Here is a 16,096-nt window from a genome sequence, read left to right as displayed (position 1 = left end):
CACTTATCGGTTGTTTGGTTGTTAAAGAACTGGCCACACCGGCTTTGCCGGGGGCGGTACTGCTTGTCTGCGCTGCGCCGTTTGCGTCGCAGCAGAGAAACGAGATTATGAAGAACAACCTGCGTTTCGTCAACAGGTCAGCGAAGTTTTTTTCGCTGCGGTCAGCGCTGCAAAACTCATCAGCCCGACCACCCATCAACCCCGCAACCCTTGTCGCCGCTGCGTTTGCAGCGCGGTTTGTGTTGCGAGGGGGCGAATATTAAGGGAGCCAGCGCAGGCTGGCAAGGGGTTTCGCAAAAGAATTTTCGGGCGCAGTAGAATCGCCCCATGACGACACCGCCAGACCTGATGACCTACGTGCCCGAACGCCTCGCGAGCCGCGACGCCGGCGCCCTCGATGCGCACTCGCTCGCCACCGCCCTCGCGCGGCCGATCGTATTCGTCGACCTGGAAACCACGGGCGCCGATGCCCAGCGCGACCGCATTACCGAGATTGGCGTGGTCGAAGTCGGCCCCGACGGCATCCAGGAGTGGGACACGCTGCTAGACCCGCAGGCCAGCATCCCGTCGTTCATCCAGGGCATGACCGGCATTACTGAAGCAATGGTGCGCGGCAAGCCCACGTTCGAGTCGATTGCCGAGTCGCTGGCGGAGCGGCTGCAGGGGCGCCTCTTCGTGGCCCACAACGCGCGCTTCGACTACGGCTTCCTGAAGAATGCGTTCCGGCGCGCCGGCATCACCTTCCGCGCCGACGTCCTTTGTACAGTGCGGCTGTCGCGCGCGCTGTTCCCGTCGGTGGAGCGCCATGGGCTGGACGCGCTGATCGCCCGCTTCGACCTGACGCCCAAGGGGCGTCACCGCGCGCTGGCGGACGCCGAACTGCTCTGGCAGTTCTGGCAGAAGCTGCATGGTCTGTATTCCGTGGATCTGGTGGAATCCGCCGTCAAGTCGCTGGTGAAGCAGGCGAGCTTGCCGGCCGGCCTGTCCGAGACCGCGCTCGACGAGGTGCCCGATCGTCCCGGCGTCTATCTGTTCTATGGTGACGAGGACGCGCCGCTCTATGTCGGCAAGAGCATTCACTTGCGCCAGCGCATCAAGAGCCATTTCTCGGGCGACCATCGCCACGAGAAGGAGATGCGCCTGGCGCGGGGTGTGCGGCGCGTGGCGTGGCACGAAACCGGCGGGGAAGTCGGCGCGCTGCTGATGGAGGCGCAGCTGGTCAAGTCACTGCAGCCGCTGCACAACCAGTTGCTGCGCCAGAACAGCGAGCTGTTCTCGTGGGAAATGCCCGATGGCCTGCCCGTGCCGCGCCTGCGCTCGGACCGGCACGTGGATTTCAGCCGCCATGCCAATCTCTATGGCGCGTTCGGCAGCCGCGCCGCAGCCCAGGCCCGCCTGCGCGAACTGGCGGAGGAACACACGCTCTGCCTGACCACGCTGATGCTTGAGCCCACGCACCGGCGCGGCAATCCATGTTTCGCGCGACAGCTGCATCGCTGCGCGGGCGCCTGCACGGGCGACGAATCGCGCGCGGCGCATCGGGAACGGACGATGGCCGCCATCGCCACGCTGGCGTTGCAGCCGTGGCCGTTCGCGGGCGCGGTGGCGTGGCGGGAATTGGATCATCCGCAGCAGCCGTGGCACGTGCTGGAGAACTGGTGCTACCTCGGGTCCGTGCCGGACCTCGACGCGGCGGCGGCCCTGCTCGCCGTGCCGGCCAGGTTCGATGTCGATACCTACCAGATCCTCGCGCCGCGCCTGGATGCCCTGCGCGCCTCAGCGGTGCCACTCGCTTCGTCCCGGCCGTTTGCGCTGACGCCGCCGGAGCCGCCGGAGCCGCCGGCGCCCACGCGCACCCCCGGCCCTTCGATCAAGCGACCAGCCCGGACAACCGAACGTTCCTCGGATACGCAAACCCTCACCCTGTTCGCCTGATCGGGGCCGGCAAGCAATGTGCGGCGGCGCGCATTGGCGCGTTGCCACCTGGGCGCCCACTCGGCTAGTCTGCCGAGGAGGGTTCGCTACCTAGATGGAGCCGCCATGCCCGCGTTGCCCCGCCTTCCTTTCGCCGCCGCCGTGCTCTGCGCGGCTGGCGTAACCATTGGCTGCACCGGCGTCGATGGCGGCGCCATGCATCGGATCTTCGCATCCTGGCAGGGCGCGCCCGTCGAGCAGGTGCAGGCCCAGTGGGGCCCGCCGCAGTCCGTGCAGAGCACGCCGGCGGGCACCGCCTATATATGGATCGACGAATTGCCGACGGCGCACCCGCCTGGCAGCGGCCCGCGCGATGCGCAGCTTGAGCCACCCGCCACCACGGCACGATGCCAGCGCAAGCTGCTGGCCGGCGCCAACGGCAAGGTCACCGGCGGGGAATGGAGCGGCAATGCCTGCTGCGTGCAGACACTGGTCGGCCAGTGCGCGGGACTGCCCCGCAAGGCAGAATCCGGATCGTAAACCCCAACTTGACGCTGCGGTATAGGAAACCGTAATGTGCGAACAATAGAACCGAATCCGAATTCGAATACGGAAACCGCCATGCAAGCTTCCTTTCCGAGTGTGACGAATAGCAACTCGCCGTCCACTGCCTTCCCCCGCATCGACACCCCCTCGATTCTCCAGCCACCCCGCCAGCGTCGCGCCAAGGAAACCGAACAGGCCCTGCTGACCGCCGGCCGCGAGCTGCTGGCGCAGCGCGACTTCGCCGCCGTCTCGGTGGCGCAGATTGCAGCCGCCTGCCAGGTGTCCGTGGGCGCCTTCTACGGACGCTTCCGCGACAAGATGGCGTTCTTCGATGCGCTGCGCACGCTGGTGATGGAAGAGACCGACGCCTCCGTGGCGCGCTATCTGGACGAAGGGCGCTGGGGCGAGACGCCGCCGCGCCAGATCGTCGAGAAGACGATGCGCTTCCTGCTGACCGGCTGCCACAACAACCGGGGCGTGATTCGCGCATCACTCAAGCACGCCACCACGCGCCCCGAGGAATGGCTGCCGCATCAGAAGAACGGCCAGGAAATCGTCGACCGGCTCGTGGCGCTGCTGGTGCCGCGCCTGCCCGTCCCTGCCGAGGAAGCCGAGCAGCGCGTGCGCTTTGCGATGCAGGTGGTCTTCGGCATGATCGTCAACGCCGTGCTGAACGACCCCGGCCCGCTCACGCTTGCCGATGAACGGCTGCCCGTGGAACTCACGCGCATGGTGGCGAGCTACCTGGACCTCTGAACGCCCCCGCCCGCCGTACCGTCACCGCCTCGCTTCACCCCGCTTCCCCGCTTCATCCCGCTTACCCGGACGGCCCTGCCCCCAATGGGGCCCGTCCGATCTCGCCGCAACATAGCGGCGCCGCCTGTTTTCAGGCCGGATATAACGTGGAGACAACACCATGAAGCATTCCATCGCGTCCCGCAGGAGACTGGCCGCGCGCGTTGCCGGCGTCATGCTCGGGCTGGTTTCACTGGCCACGCATGCGCAAGGCGACTACCCGACCAAACCGATTCGCCTGATCGTGCCGTATCCCGCTGGTGGCCTGACCGACACGTTGGCGCGCCAGGTGGCCGACGGGCTGTCCAAGCGCCTCGGCCAGACCGTCGTCGTGGAGAACAAGGGCGGCGCGGGCGGCATCATCGGCACGGATTTCGTCGCCAAGTCCGCCCCGGACGGCTATACGCTGCTGATGACGATTCCCGGGCCGATCACGTCCAACATCGCGCTATACAAGAAGCTGCCCTACGACCCCCGCACCGACCTGCGGCCGCTTTCGGACATTGCGATGGCGCGCACCGTGCTGACGGTGAACCCGACGGTGCCCGCGAAGACCGTCAAGGAGTTGCTGACCTACGCGCAGCAGTCGCCGGGCAAGCTGCGGATGGGCTCATGGGGGCCCGGCACCTTGCCGCACACCATCCAGGCCTATATGGACAAGACCTACGGCGTGGATATCCTCCACGTGCCGTATCGCGGCGAAGGCCCGCTGGTCACCGACCTGCTCGCCGGGCAGGTCAACATGACCATCAGTTCCGTGACCACGCTGCGGCAGTACGTCGCCACCGGCAAGCTGCGGGCACTGGCGGTGTCCGGCACCACGCGCGCCCGCGGCATGCCCGATGTGCCGACCTTCGCCGAAGCGGGCTATGGCGATGAGGCGTACAAGATCGTCGGGCCGACCACGTTGATGGCGCCCGCCAAGACGCCCGAAGCCATCGTCGAGAAGCTGGGCCGCGAGGTCGTCGCGCTGGTCAAGTCGCCCGAGTTCCAGGCGAAGATCGACGAAATGGGCGCCGAGCCCATCGGCAACACCCCGGCGGAAGCAGCGCGCGCCTACAAGGCCTACCTGCCGGTGGCCCTGAAGCTGGCCGCCGACACCGGAGTGACGCTGGACTGACCCGGGCCGCCACCTCCGGGCCGCCACCCCCGCGCCGGACAATGCAGCGCGGCGATGGCCGGTATGAATTCGGGAGCAGCTTGCTTTGCGGGCGGGGGGCAGGCTTCTAGAATCCGTCTCACGATGATTTTCCGGCGCGAGACGCCGCCTTCCCATGGCAACGCTATTCCTGGTCCGTCACGGACAAGCCTCGTTCGGGGCCGCCAACTACGACTGCCTGTCTGACGTGGGCCGCCAGCAGGCGCGCTGGCTGGGCGAGTATTTCCGCGACCGGGGCGTCAGCTTCCGGCGCGTGGTGGCCGGCACGCTGGTGCGCCAGCAGGACACCGCCACCGAGATCCTCGCCGGCATGGGGGCAGCCGATACCCCTGTGGCGTCCCATCCCGGCCTCAATGAATACGACGGCGAGGCGCTGTATCGCAGCTTCACCCAGGGGGCCGATCATCGCGCGCATCAGAACGGCGACTACCAGGACTACTGGCGCACGTTCCGCGCGGCGTTCGCGGCCTGGACGCAGGACTCGTTGACCGGCATGCCAGAGACCTGGACTGATTTCGGCGCCCGCATGCAGTCTGCGCTGGCGCATGCCACCGAGGGCGCGGCGCGCGAGGATGCGCTGCTCGTGGTCAGTTCGGGCGGCGCCATCGGCCGCGCCGTGGCCGACCTGCTTGGCGCGCCGACGCAGACCGCCATCGAACTGAACCTGCAGTTCCGCAATACCGGCTTCTGCGAACTGATTGTGGGACGCGGCACCCAGCGGTTGCTGAGCTTCAACAGCGTGCCGCACCTTGAGCACGCCGAGCGCCGCAAGGCGATCACCTTCGCCTGAGACGCCCGCTTCAGGCTACCCGCCTCAGCGCTGCGACAGCGCGAGGCGCCCCGCCAGCGCGAGGAACACCGTGCCGGCGAACCAGTTCATCGCCCGCTGCACGCGGGCCGAGCGCATCAGCACCCGGCCGAACACGCCCGAGAACCACGCAATCGCGCCAAAGACCAGCAGCGTGGCGAGGATGAACACGAAGCCGAACACCATCAACTGCAGCGCGACGTGCCCGCGCTCGGCCACCACGAACTGCGGCAGGAAGGCCAGGAAGAAGATCACCACCTTGGGATTGGTGAGATTCATCACCACACCACGCCAGTACATGCGGCGGGGCGGATGCCCATCGGCATGTTGCGGTGCCATCTCCCCCACCGGCGCGCGAAACGCCTGCCACGCCAGCCAGACCAGATAGAGCGCCCCGGCGATCTTGAGGACCGTAAAGGCCAACGCCGACGCCGCCAGCAGCGCGGCCAGCCCCACCGCCACCACCGCCGTGTGCACGAGCAGTCCGGTGCAGAGACCGAGCACCACGGTCAGCCCGGCGCGCGTGCCGTGCATGGCCGACTGGAGCAACACAAAGATATTGTCAGGGCCGGGCGCAAGGCTCAGCAGAACGGCAATCCCGAGGAAAGTCAGCAGGGTGTCGATCGAAGGCATCGGTGCGCTCCGTACGTTGAGAGCGTCATGGTAGCGGAACGCCGCGCAGCGCGTTGCCCCCGGCGTGCCGCTGACCATCGATCTACATCCTCGATCAATTCATCCAAACAATCAATTTATCAGCTTAATCGGTCACTCCTACACTGCTCTCACTTCGACAGCGGTGCGCACGAACGGGCGGCGACCGCGCGCGGCAATCCTCACGGGCTGCCACGCAAGCAATTCCCGAACGACAACGAGGAGACAGACGATGCAAGCACGTGCACCGATGCGGCACGCGGTGGCGCTCGCCCTGACGGGCGCCATGGCCATGTTGACGGCCTGTGGTGGCAGCGACGACAACAACGGCGGCGGGAACAGTGGCGGCGGTGGCGCTGGCACGCCCCAGACGCATGCGCCCACGCAGACGCTCAAGATCACCGGCACACAGGACTTCGCGGGCAGCTACGGCAGCGTGGGGCAGTACGAGCAGTTGACGGGCACCATCAGCGGCGAGGTCGATCCGAAGGACCCCAGGAACGCCATCATCCAGGACCTGGCGCTGGCGCCCGTCAACGCAAACGGCATGGTCGAGTACTCGGCCGACTTCGTCATGCTCAAGCCCAAGGACATGAGCAAGGCCAGCGGCGTGCTGCGCTACGACGCGCCCAATCGCGGCAATATCCTGACCATGGTCAACCCCACCGCGAGCCCGAGCGACGCGGTCTACCTGGAGCGCGGCTACGTGCTGCTGTACTCGGCCTGGCAGGGCGATGTGCCGAAGTCCAGCCCGGCGCGGCTGACCGTGACGGTGCCGGTGGCGAAGAATGCCGATGGCACCTCGATCACGGGCACCTATCGGACCGAACTGGTGCCAGGCGCGGCCGCGCCGGCGATGACCCTGCCCGGCGGCGTGTTCAACGGCACCATGATCCCCTACGCGCCGGCCAGCCTCGACAACACCCAGCCCGGCTACTCGCTCACGCGGCGCGTCAACGAGACCGATGCGCGCGTGGCGATTCCCGCCAGCGACTGGAAATTCGCCACCTGCGACGCCGGCGCCAACGCCTTCCCCGGCACGCCCGACCCGGCCAGCATCTGCCTGCGCGGCGGCTTCGATCCGAAGTATCTCTACGAACTCGTGTACGTGGCGAAGGACCCGAAGGTGATGGGCGTGGGCCTGGCCGCGCTGCGGGACACCGTGAGCTTCTTCCGCAGCAAGGCCGCGGACAGTGCCGGCACGCCCAATCCGGTGGCGGGCCGCATCACTCACGCGCTGGGCCAGGGGACGTCGCAGTCCGGCAATGCGATGAAGACGTTCCTGCACCTGGGCTTCAACCAGGCGCTGGACGGCTCGAAGGTGTTCGACGGCATCTACGCCCACGTGGCGGCACGCCAGACCAATATCAATACGCGCTTTGCCGTGCCCGGCGGCGGGGGCGGCTTGCGCACCGACCACACGGCATTCGGCCAGACCGCACCGCGCGGCCTCGACAAGGACTACGTGGACGACATCTCTGGCACCAAGGGCGGTGTGATGGCGCGCTGCTCGGCGTCCAACACCTGCCCGAAGTTCTTCCTCGGCCTGTCCGGCACCGAGTTCTGGCAATTGCAGGGCTCCCCGGTGCTGACCGACGCCAACGGCTTCGCCGACCTGAAGCAGCCGGACAACGCCCGCATCTATTACTACGCGGGCGCCCAGCACGGCGGGGCAGGTGGCACGGCCAGCATCAGCTTCGCGCCGACGCGCAACGTCTACCCGGCGGGCACGGTGATCCAGCATAACGATACGTTCCGCGCGCTGTTCATCGACCTCGAAGACTGGGTCGTGCGCGGCACCACCCCGCCGGCGAGCCAGGTGCCGGCACTGGCCGATGGTTCGCTGGTGCGCCCGGCCGACGTGGCCTTCCCCGCCATGAAGGGCGTGACGTGGGCCGTGAGCGGCGTGCAAACGGCGGTGCCTGACTTCCAGTACCTGGCGCGCTACAACGGCTATCCGTTGCTCGATTTCGGCCCGCAGTACCGGCGCGAGGACGAGTCCGGCATTGCCACGATGCTGCCGCCTGCTTACCTGAACCGCGACTACGCGATCCTGGTGCCGCAGGTGGACGCCTCCACGGGTATCCCGAAGGCCGGCATCCACAGCGTGGAGGCGCGCGCGCCGCTCGGCACCAGCGTGGAGTTCAACTATGTCGCCACGCCCGGTATCGTGGATCTGTCGAACCTGACGGGCTCATTCCTCCCGTTCCACAAGACCGAGGCGGCGCGTGTCTCGGCCGGCGACGGACGGCCCTCGCTCGAATCGCTGTATACAAACCAGGCCGGTTACGTGGCCGCGGTGACGGCGGCCGCCAACGACCTCGTGGCGCAACGCTTCCTGCTGCAGCGCGATGCCGATGCGATCATCGCGCGGGCGGTGGCCCAGCCGGTCCTGCCCTGACGCCAATGGAAAAAGGGAAAAAGGAAAAAGGCGCCGTGCGACAGGCACGGCGCCTTTTTCCCAGCGACCGGGCTTCGGGCATCAGCCACGCGCGCCGTCCAGATACGGGTCGAAGCTGCGCGCGCCATCGGTGAAGGCGTCGTGCGTGCGGAAGCCGTAACCGTACTGGTCTGCCGGCGCGCCGGTGCGGAACTGGTAGCCGTACTGATCGGCGGGCACGGTGCCAGCCTGGGCGGCGCCGAGGGTGGCCAGCGAAACGACCAGGGAAGCGGCGATCTTGAGGGCGGTGGTCTTGGTCATGATTTCTCTCCGATATGTCATTAAGTGAATTTGAATGTCTTCTGGTCGGCCGCCACATCGTCTTGCCTTGTCTTTGGCCTGTGTGCGCCGTCCATGGGTTGAATATTAGGCTTCCAAAGTGATTGATACGGAGACGAAGTTCCAATTACTTATTCAGTTTTTTTGAATTTTCGTCGATACCCGCTATACCGGCGCCATCACGCGCCATCACGCACCGGCGCGGGCGATGCGCTACAGTGGCGCGATCCTGTCTTTTCGCCCCACACGCGGCTGAGGCCCCTGCCGCTGCGCCCCTTTCATGCCCCGTATCTCGCATCGCCCTGACTGGCTGGCCTGGCTTTTCCTGTTGCTTGCTTGTGTGCTGCCGCTGGCTGCCCACGCCGCCGGCAGCCCGCTGGCTGCGCTCGCCCTGGGCACGCAGAAGCAGACCGCCCCGGCCTCGCCACCCGCTGCCGCGCCCGCCAGCGCGGCGCTCGCGCAGTCGCTGGACCAGGTCATCGCCACGTTGCAGAACGACACCGAGCGCCAGAATCTCCTGAATCAACTACAGACGCTGCGGCGCGGCGTGGCGGATGGCGCCTCGGCCCCCGTTGCCGCGTCGGATGTCGCGGCTGCGTCCGCGCCCTCGCCCGGACTGCTTGGCGCTGTCGCCAAGGCTCTCGAGGAAATCGACAAGGCGCCGGGCAAAGACCATGGCGCGTGGCAATACTGGGGCTGGCGCATCCAGTTCGCCGGGCAGGAATGGCGCGAGGCGCTGACCATCCAGGACACCCGCCCGGCGAGCGTGTCCGTGCGTGAGTTCGCCACCATCCTCGCCGGCTGGGCGCTGACCGGCTGGCTGCTCTGGGAGCTGTCGCGGCGCATCCACCGGAACCGCCTGCGGCCCGCGCAACCGGCCCACCTGCCCTCCGTGCCGTCATGGATAGACGTCGGCATCTATTTCCTGCGCCGGATCGGGCCGTGGGTCGTGGCATTCGCGATGACCGTACTGCTCGCGTACAAGGTCTACGGCCGTACGCCCGCCAGCATGGGCGGCGTGATGGTGGCGTATGCGATCGTGGCCGGCGCGATTATGTCCGCCACGTGCCAGGTGATCTTCGCGCTGTTCCACTCCGCGCACCGCTCGAACGCCGTGCGAGACCTGCTCAAGCACTCGCCGTGGCTGCTCTTCGTAACCGGTGCGCTGGCCGCGCTGGGCGAGGCCAGCACCGATCCCCGCGTGGTGACCGCGCTGGGCGTCAATCTCGCCGCACTCGTCGGCACCTTCGCCAACATCCTCGCCGCCATCCTGATTGCCTTCTTCGCGGTGCGTTTCCGCCGTGCCGTCGGCCAGTTGATTGCGCTGCGGCCGCTGGCATTCCGGCAGGCCCACCCGGCCATCGTGGACCTGCTGCGCCTGGCCGGGCACGCCTGGTATCTGCCGATGCTGGCCGTGGTGCTGTCCTCCGTGGTCGGCACCATCATGGCTACCGGGCACGCCGACGAGTTCCTGCGCCGCGCCGTGCTCACCGTGGCACTGTTCGTGGCGGCGCTGCTGCTGACCCTGGTGGCGGGCCGCTCGCCCAAGGCCACGGTGCGCGCCCCGCGCCTGCGGGACCGCCGGCGCTCGGCCTATATCCAGCGCTTTGCCCGCTTCGGCATTGCGCTGGTGCGGGTCATCATCTGGATGGCGTTCGTCGAGCTGGTGGCGCGTGTCTGGAATTCGTCGATCATCCGCCTGGCGGATTCCACCACGCTGGGCCGGCATATCACCGAATCGATCCTCAGCGTGGTCGGGGTGGTGCTGCTGGCGTGGCTGGTCTGGCTGCTGATCGACACCGCCATCACCCAGACCCTCACACCGGGCCACGGGCGCGGCCAGCAACCGAGCCTGCGCGCCAAGACCATCCTGCCGCTGGTGCGCAACGCGTCGTTCGTGGGGCTGCTGGTCATCGCCATGATTGCGGTGCTGGCCAACCTGGGTGTCAACGTCACGCCGCTGCTGGCCGGCGCCGGCGTGGTCGGCCTGGCCATCGGCTTCGGCGCCCAGAGCCTGGTGCAGGATCTGATCACCGGCCTGTTCATCGTGATCGAGGATTCCATCGCCATCGGCGATTCGATCGAGTTGCCCGACCACGCCGGCGTGGTGGAAGGCATGACCATCCGCACGGTGAAGCTGCGCGACGGCAAGGGCGCGCTGCACACGCTGCCGTACAGCCAGATCAAGGCGGTGAAAAACCTGTCGCGCGGCTATGCCTTCGCCGTGTTCAGCATTGCGGTGGGCTACGAGAGCGATATCGACCGCGCCACCGAGGTGATCCGGGCCACCGGCGCCGAGCTGGCCCGCGACCACCGCTACAGCCGCAACCTGCTCTCAGGGCTGGACATTCTCGGGCTCGACCGCTTCGACCCCAACGGCATCGTGGTGCTGGCGCAGTTCAAGACCAGGCCGCTGATGCAGGCCGAGATCACGCGGGGCTTCAACATGCGGCTGAAGCGCAATTTCGACGAAGCCGGCATCCGCATGGCCGCACCGCAGTTGACCGTGCGCGTGGATAACGGCGGGATCAGCCTGGATGGTGCCGGCGGCAAGACCGGCGCGGAGGCCGCCCCGCCAGGCGTCGAATTCGTCACGCGGGCCGCCGGGAAATCGGCTTGATGGCGGGCGGTTGTGCTGCATGGTCCCCAGATGTCACAAAGTTGTCGCATTTGTGCAATGCGGAGCCGGAACATTCGCCAGGAATGCTTTAAATATCGAGGAACGCGCATTACTATCACGCGAGCCCGCGCCACATCGGCCGGGACCGCGCCCGTGCCCGGCTCCCTCCCAAGGCGGGATGGCCCGATGCAAGGCTTGTGCGGGATCATCGTCGTGACGGCCGGCCAACCTCCGGCCGGCAGTATCCAAACATAAAACAGGGGACCACGCCTCGCCGCAGTGGTCCTGAGGAAAAGGCGTTTGCCACCGGGGGAAATGAGAATGGGCGAACACCCGTCTGCCGACGATGTCTTCCATCGTCTGGTCGATAGCATCTATGAATCCGCCATGGACGTGGCGGCCATGCCAGAGGCGCTCGACCTCTTTTCCCGTTACACCTGCACCGGCAGCCCGCGCTACCTGATCTGGGACAAGCTCGCAGGTCATGCACGCCTGGGCGTGACGCCGAACGGCTGCTACACCAGCCTCGGCACCATGCCGGACAGCATGCGCGCCCTGCCCGGACACTTCGCCACCGCAGACGCCGTGCCGGCGTCGGTCGCCATGGCGTCCGGCCCCGACACCCAACTGCTGACAAGACCCGTGGCAGCCGGCGGCGGCCTCTATGACTGCATGGGCCTCGCCCGGGGCGTGCGGCTATTCGACACCTCCGAAGTCTGCGTGCTGATGAGCGCCACCCCCGGTGGCGGCGATGACTTCATGCCCGCCGATCATCGCGAGCGCCGCCTGGCGCAGGTGATGCCGCACTGGGCCCGCGCCGCCCGCATGCAGCACCGCAACTTCGAACTGAGCGGCCTGGCTTCGCTGGGGCTGGCCGGCCTCGATACCCTCGACTTCGGCGTGATGGTGCTCCAGGCCGACATGCGCGTGCGCTACGCCAACAGCTGGGCCGAATCGCTGGTACAGGCCGACGCCAACCTCGCGCTCGACAACGGCGTGCTGCGCGCACGGCCGGAAACCTTGCAGGGCGTGCTGCGCGACCTGCTCCAGGCCGCCGTGCATGGCGGCCGCAACGGCGGCGCCGCCGCTGGGTCCTGGATGCATATCACCTCGGGCGGCCAGCCGGTACCGATCATCGTCATGCCGCTGGTTTCGCGCCAGCCGGTCGAAGGCCCGTGGCAACTGCCGGCGGCCATGATGCTGCTGGGGAACTCCGAGTCCCGCTCCGTGCTGGACGCCGCCGTGCTGACCTCGCTGTTCGGCCTGTCGAAGAAGGAAAGCATCATCGCGATCCGCCTCGCCGCCGGCGAAACGCTGAACGAAATTGCCGAGCGCGAGTTCCTCTCGCCCCATACCGTGCGCGTGCATATCCGCGACACGCTGCGCAAGACCGGCACGCACCGGCAGTCAGAACTGGTGCGGCTGCTGCACCTGCTGCCAGGGGTGGACCTGGAGCGGGCCGGGGCGTCGTCGACGGCCCGGCCGCGGGCGGCGCGGTTGCGATAACACCATCGCACTTCAGCCCCCTACGCAATCTCAGCTTCCAGCCGCGGCGTCAGGCGTAGGCGCCGTCGGTGAACGGACTGCGCTGGTCTTGCACCGAGCGGGCGCCGTCGAGATACGGGTCCGCCGAGCGCGCGCCTTCAGTGTAGGGGTCGCGGGCTTGCGTCGTCGAGCGGGCACCCTCGCTGAAGACATCCCGCGCGCTCTGCACGGCGCGGGCGCCATCGCTGTACGGGTCGCGGGCACCGAGGACGGAAGCTTGTGCGCCGACAGCGGCGGCAGCGAGGGCAACGGCGAGGACCAGGCGGGAGGTGAGGGTCTTGGACATGATCAGTTTCCTTGATGGATGCGTGAGCGGTTTGCGGTTGTCAGTGATGCCAAGGCAGCGATTCGCTGTGTCGTTGTCGCGTTGCGCTGCCATGGATGCTATTTAAATCCGCCCACGTATCGCGCTCGTGGCGTATTTACCCCCTTAGTGTCACGGCGCGTATCGCGCACACGGCCTGATACAAAGGCGTACAAGAGAAGAACTGGCGAGCAGCAACGTGCCGGATCGCCAGCTCCCCCCATAGGCCTACACCGTCAGACGCACCGCGACAGCCACCTCCAGCATGTGCAGCCGGTCCTGGCCCCAGAACAGCTCCCCATCGAAGACATAAGACGGCGATCCGAACACCCCGGCGGCCACGGCTTCGTCGGTATTGCGCCGGTATATCTCCCGGGTTTCCGCCGAGCGCGCCCGCGCGAGCGTCGCGTCCACATCGAACCCCTGCGACGCGAGGATCTCGCGTAGCGTGGTTTCCGAGGAGATATCGCGCTCCTCGCACCATTGCGCGCGGAGAATGGCCTTGTACAGTTCCAGCACCGGCAGCCCCAGCGCATCCACTGCGATGACGAGGCCGGATGCCAGGTCCGCGTTCGGGCACATGTACCTGGGCATCGGATTGACGTGGATATCCAGCTTGCGGCACCAGCGCACCAGCTCCGTGATGCGATATTGCTGCCGCTCCGGCGAGCGTTGGCCAAGCAGCACGCCCCCGGTTCGCGCATACACCTCAGGCAGGTTCACGGGCTTATGCCGGATCTCGACGCCCTGGCGCCGCGCCAGCGCATCGAGCCGGTCTGCGCCCAGATACGCCCAGTCCGAATTCATCCAGAAGTAATAGTCGATGACAGGTCGGTTCGCGCGGCTCATACGTGCCGGCTCCCGTTGACCGCCGCCACGGGTAACCCGCCGAGCGCCGTTTCCCGCATGCAGGCGGCACTCAGGAACGCGATGACGCTCAGCGCACCCAGATACCAGACGATATAGGTAGGGCTGCCGCCGCCGTACTTCAGCAGCGATGTGGCGACGATAGGCGCCAGGCCGCCCCCGATGGCACCCGACACCTGCACGGCGATCGAGATGCCGCTGTAGCGCACCTCGGCCGGGAACTGGGCGGCAAAGAGGCTGCCTTCCGGTGCGTAGAGGCAGGCGTAGACCAGCCCGATGGCAATGGCGAGCGCGATGGTGATATTGCGTGGATCCAGCGACTGCAGCAGGTCGAAGAACTGCGACGAGAACAGCAGGATGCCAACCGTACCGGCCATGAACACCCATTTGAAGCCAATGCGATCGGCCAGCATGCCGCAGAGGGGCATGGTGAAGAGCGCGATGGCAGCGCCCCAGACCGTGGCGTCGAGCATCACCGTCTTGGGAATGCCGAGCGTGCCAGTGGCATAAGCCAGCGCGAACGTGACCACCGTGTAGAACCACGTCACCTCGGCCAGCCGGCCACCCACCACGGTCAGCACCTGGCGCGGATACTGGCGCAGCACGACCATTGCCGGCATTTCCACTTTGTCGCCCTGCTTCTTCATCTGCTCGAAGTCCGGCGACTCGGCCACCTTGGCGCGAATGAACCAGCCTACCGCCAGCAGGACGACGCTCGCCAGGAACGGCACGCGCCAGCCCCACGTCAGCATGTCCTGCTCCGGCAGCGTCGCCACCATCCCCATCGCCAGCGACGACAGCACCAGCCCCGGCGCGACCCCGGCCTGCGGCAGGCTGCCAAAGAAGCCCTTCTTGCCTTCGGGCGCATGCTCCACGGCCATCAGCACCGCGCCGCCCCACTCGCCGCCGACCGCAATCCCTTGTAGCAACCGCAGCAGCACCAGCGCCACGGCAGCCCAGTAGCCGATGCTGTCGTACGACGGAATCAGGCCGATCAGGATCGTGGGAATACCCATCATGAACAGCGTGATCAGCAGCATCGACTTGCGGCCCATCCGATCGCCAAAATGGCCGAAGACGATGCCGCCGAGCGGCCGGGCGAAGAACCCCACCGAGTAGGTGGCGAAGGCCGCCAGCGTCCCCGTCAGGGGATCGAATGACGGAAAGAAGATCTTGTTGAAGATCAGTGCGGCAGCCGTGCCGTACAGGAAGAAGTCATACCATTCGATCGTCGTGCCCATCATGCTCGCCAGGCCCGCGGTGATATACGCGCGCCGTGAGCGCGCGCCAGGAATCTTGTTCATCGTAACGCTCCTTGGATTCGGGTAAGCCGTCGGCCATGCGCCGGCGGCAGGCACTCAGGCGGGCGGCAGCGGCGCGATGCCGTGCGTCTGGCGCGCCCAGTACGAGAACGTGGCGTTGACGATGGAAGGTTTGAGCAGGTAGTCGTGGGCCTCGCGGGCGAGTGCATCGTCCACGGGCGTCAGCGGGCCGAAAGCCTGCGCGCGAATCTGCATGCGCGCGGCGCGTTCGAGGTAGACCGACAGATAGGTGGCCTCCTCGCAGGTCTGGCCGGCGGTGAGGTAGCCGTGGTGCGCCAGGATGATCGACCGTTTGTTGCCCAGCGCGGCGGAGATGATCACGCCCTCCTGGTCCGCGATCGGCACGCCAGGCCACTCGCCCAGGAATGCACAATCGTCGTGCAGCGGCGTCATGTCCATCTGGGCGATGACCAGCGGCTGGCGCGCTGCGGCCAGTGCCGAGGCCCAGGGCGAGTGCGTATGGATGATCGAGTTGACGTCCGGGCGCGCGTCGTACACCCACAGATGGAAACGCGTGGCGGGGTTCGGCATGCCGTCACCCGTCAGCGTGTTGAGGTCTCGGTCCACCTCGATGAAGTCGTCCGGCGTCGCCTCGTCGAAGCCGAGGCCGAAGCGCAGCGTCCAGTAGGCGCCGGGGCGCTCCGACCGCACACTGATCTGGCCGGCCAGTCCCGCTTCCTGCTCGGTCATCGCCAGGATGCGGCAGGCGTAGGCCATGGTCTCCTGCATGGTGCGCGGCCTGTTGCGCAGGTGCCTGGCCATCTCGTTGGTGGCGCGCGTGTCGAAGTACGACTTGTCTCTGAGGGGGGCGTTCATGTCTTCTCTTCTCCGTGGAATGCCGGCCGG

The 16,096-nt window shown here is 67.1% G+C and carries 15 protein-coding genes; 9 read left to right on the top strand and 6 right to left on the bottom strand.

Annotated elements, in window-relative coordinates; all coding sequences use genetic code 11:
- The 6 genes from SB751_RS26785 to SB751_RS26760 all read left to right on the top strand — a co-directional run.
- Positions 1-263: hypothetical protein (locus SB751_RS26785; RefSeq protein WP_410748729.1), on the top strand; the 263-nt coding region annotated here is incomplete at its 5' end.
- 64 nt (positions 264-327) lie between these two features.
- A complete protein-coding gene (locus tag SB751_RS26780) occupies positions 328-1,935 on the top strand; it encodes an exonuclease domain-containing protein (protein ID WP_410748728.1) in 1,608 nt (535 codons plus the stop codon).
- A gap of 105 nt (positions 1,936-2,040) precedes the next feature.
- The gene (locus SB751_RS26775) at positions 2,041-2,454 is read left to right on the top strand and encodes a hypothetical protein (protein ID WP_211943475.1); all 414 of its coding nucleotides are present in this window, start codon (positions 2,041-2,043) and stop codon (positions 2,452-2,454) included.
- An 81-nt stretch (positions 2,455-2,535) separates the two neighbouring features.
- Positions 2,536-3,216 (top strand): TetR/AcrR family transcriptional regulator, encoded by a 681-nt coding sequence (locus SB751_RS26770; protein WP_144197804.1) that lies wholly within the window; start codon positions 2,536-2,538, stop codon positions 3,214-3,216.
- Between the two features lie 160 nt (positions 3,217-3,376).
- Entirely contained in the window at positions 3,377-4,375 is a 999-nt protein-coding gene (locus SB751_RS26765) for a Bug family tripartite tricarboxylate transporter substrate binding protein (protein WP_144197803.1), read from the top strand.
- A gap of 154 nt (positions 4,376-4,529) precedes the next feature.
- The gene (locus tag SB751_RS26760; protein ID WP_211943476.1) at positions 4,530-5,204 is read left to right on the top strand and encodes a histidine phosphatase family protein; all 675 of its coding nucleotides are present in this window, start codon (positions 4,530-4,532) and stop codon (positions 5,202-5,204) included.
- Positions 5,205-5,228: 24 nt separating this feature from the next.
- Here the strand turns inward: SB751_RS26760 and SB751_RS26755 are convergent, their stop codons facing one another.
- On the bottom strand, positions 5,229-5,855 hold the full coding sequence (locus SB751_RS26755) for a LysE family translocator (protein ID WP_144197801.1): 627 nt from the start codon (positions 5,853-5,855) through the stop codon (positions 5,229-5,231).
- A 250-nt stretch (positions 5,856-6,105) separates the two neighbouring features.
- On the opposite strand from SB751_RS26755, the gene SB751_RS26750 reads away from it, so the two are divergent.
- Positions 6,106-8,274, top strand: a complete 2,169-nt coding sequence (locus SB751_RS26750; RefSeq protein WP_144197800.1) for an alpha/beta hydrolase domain-containing protein — start codon at positions 6,106-6,108, stop codon at positions 8,272-8,274.
- An 81-nt stretch (positions 8,275-8,355) separates the two neighbouring features.
- On the opposite strand, the gene SB751_RS26745 is transcribed toward SB751_RS26750, so the two are convergent.
- Positions 8,356-8,574, bottom strand: a complete 219-nt coding sequence (locus tag SB751_RS26745) for a hypothetical protein (RefSeq protein WP_244844824.1) — start codon at positions 8,572-8,574, stop codon at positions 8,356-8,358.
- A gap of 298 nt (positions 8,575-8,872) precedes the next feature.
- Between SB751_RS26745 and SB751_RS26740 the strand changes: the two genes are divergently transcribed.
- On the top strand, positions 8,873-11,212 hold the full coding sequence (locus tag SB751_RS26740) for a mechanosensitive ion channel family protein (protein ID WP_211943478.1): 2,340 nt from the start codon (positions 8,873-8,875) through the stop codon (positions 11,210-11,212).
- Between the two features lie 321 nt (positions 11,213-11,533).
- On the top strand, positions 11,534-12,718 hold the full coding sequence (locus tag SB751_RS26735; RefSeq protein ID WP_144197798.1) for a helix-turn-helix transcriptional regulator: 1,185 nt from the start codon (positions 11,534-11,536) through the stop codon (positions 12,716-12,718).
- A gap of 49 nt (positions 12,719-12,767) precedes the next feature.
- Here SB751_RS26735 and SB751_RS26730 read toward each other — a convergent pair whose 3' ends face one another.
- The 4 genes from SB751_RS26730 to SB751_RS26715 form a co-directional block, all read right to left on the bottom strand.
- The gene (locus SB751_RS26730) at positions 12,768-13,043 is read right to left on the bottom strand and encodes a hydroxyquinol 1,2-dioxygenase (protein WP_186296830.1); all 276 of its coding nucleotides are present in this window, start codon (positions 13,041-13,043) and stop codon (positions 12,768-12,770) included.
- A 246-nt stretch (positions 13,044-13,289) separates the two neighbouring features.
- A complete protein-coding gene (locus SB751_RS26725) occupies positions 13,290-13,910 on the bottom strand; it encodes a 2-hydroxychromene-2-carboxylate isomerase (RefSeq protein WP_144197797.1) in 621 nt (206 codons plus the stop codon).
- Positions 13,907-15,232, bottom strand: coding sequence for an MFS transporter (locus SB751_RS26720; RefSeq protein ID WP_144197796.1), 1,326 nt, complete (start codon positions 15,230-15,232; stop codon positions 13,907-13,909). Before SB751_RS26720 ends, SB751_RS26725 begins: the two co-directional genes overlap by 4 nt.
- Positions 15,233-15,286: 54 nt before the next feature.
- On the bottom strand, positions 15,287-16,066 hold the full coding sequence (locus tag SB751_RS26715) for an aldolase (protein ID WP_144197795.1): 780 nt from the start codon (positions 16,064-16,066) through the stop codon (positions 15,287-15,289).
- Positions 16,067-16,096 lie beyond the last annotated feature (30 nt).

It is taken from the genome of Cupriavidus sp. SIMBA_020 (genome assembly GCF_046535395.1).
In the GTDB taxonomy this organism is placed as follows: Bacteria; Pseudomonadota; Gammaproteobacteria; order Burkholderiales; family Burkholderiaceae; genus Cupriavidus; species Cupriavidus campinensis.
This window is presented reverse-complemented; position numbering and strand designations above follow the sequence as displayed.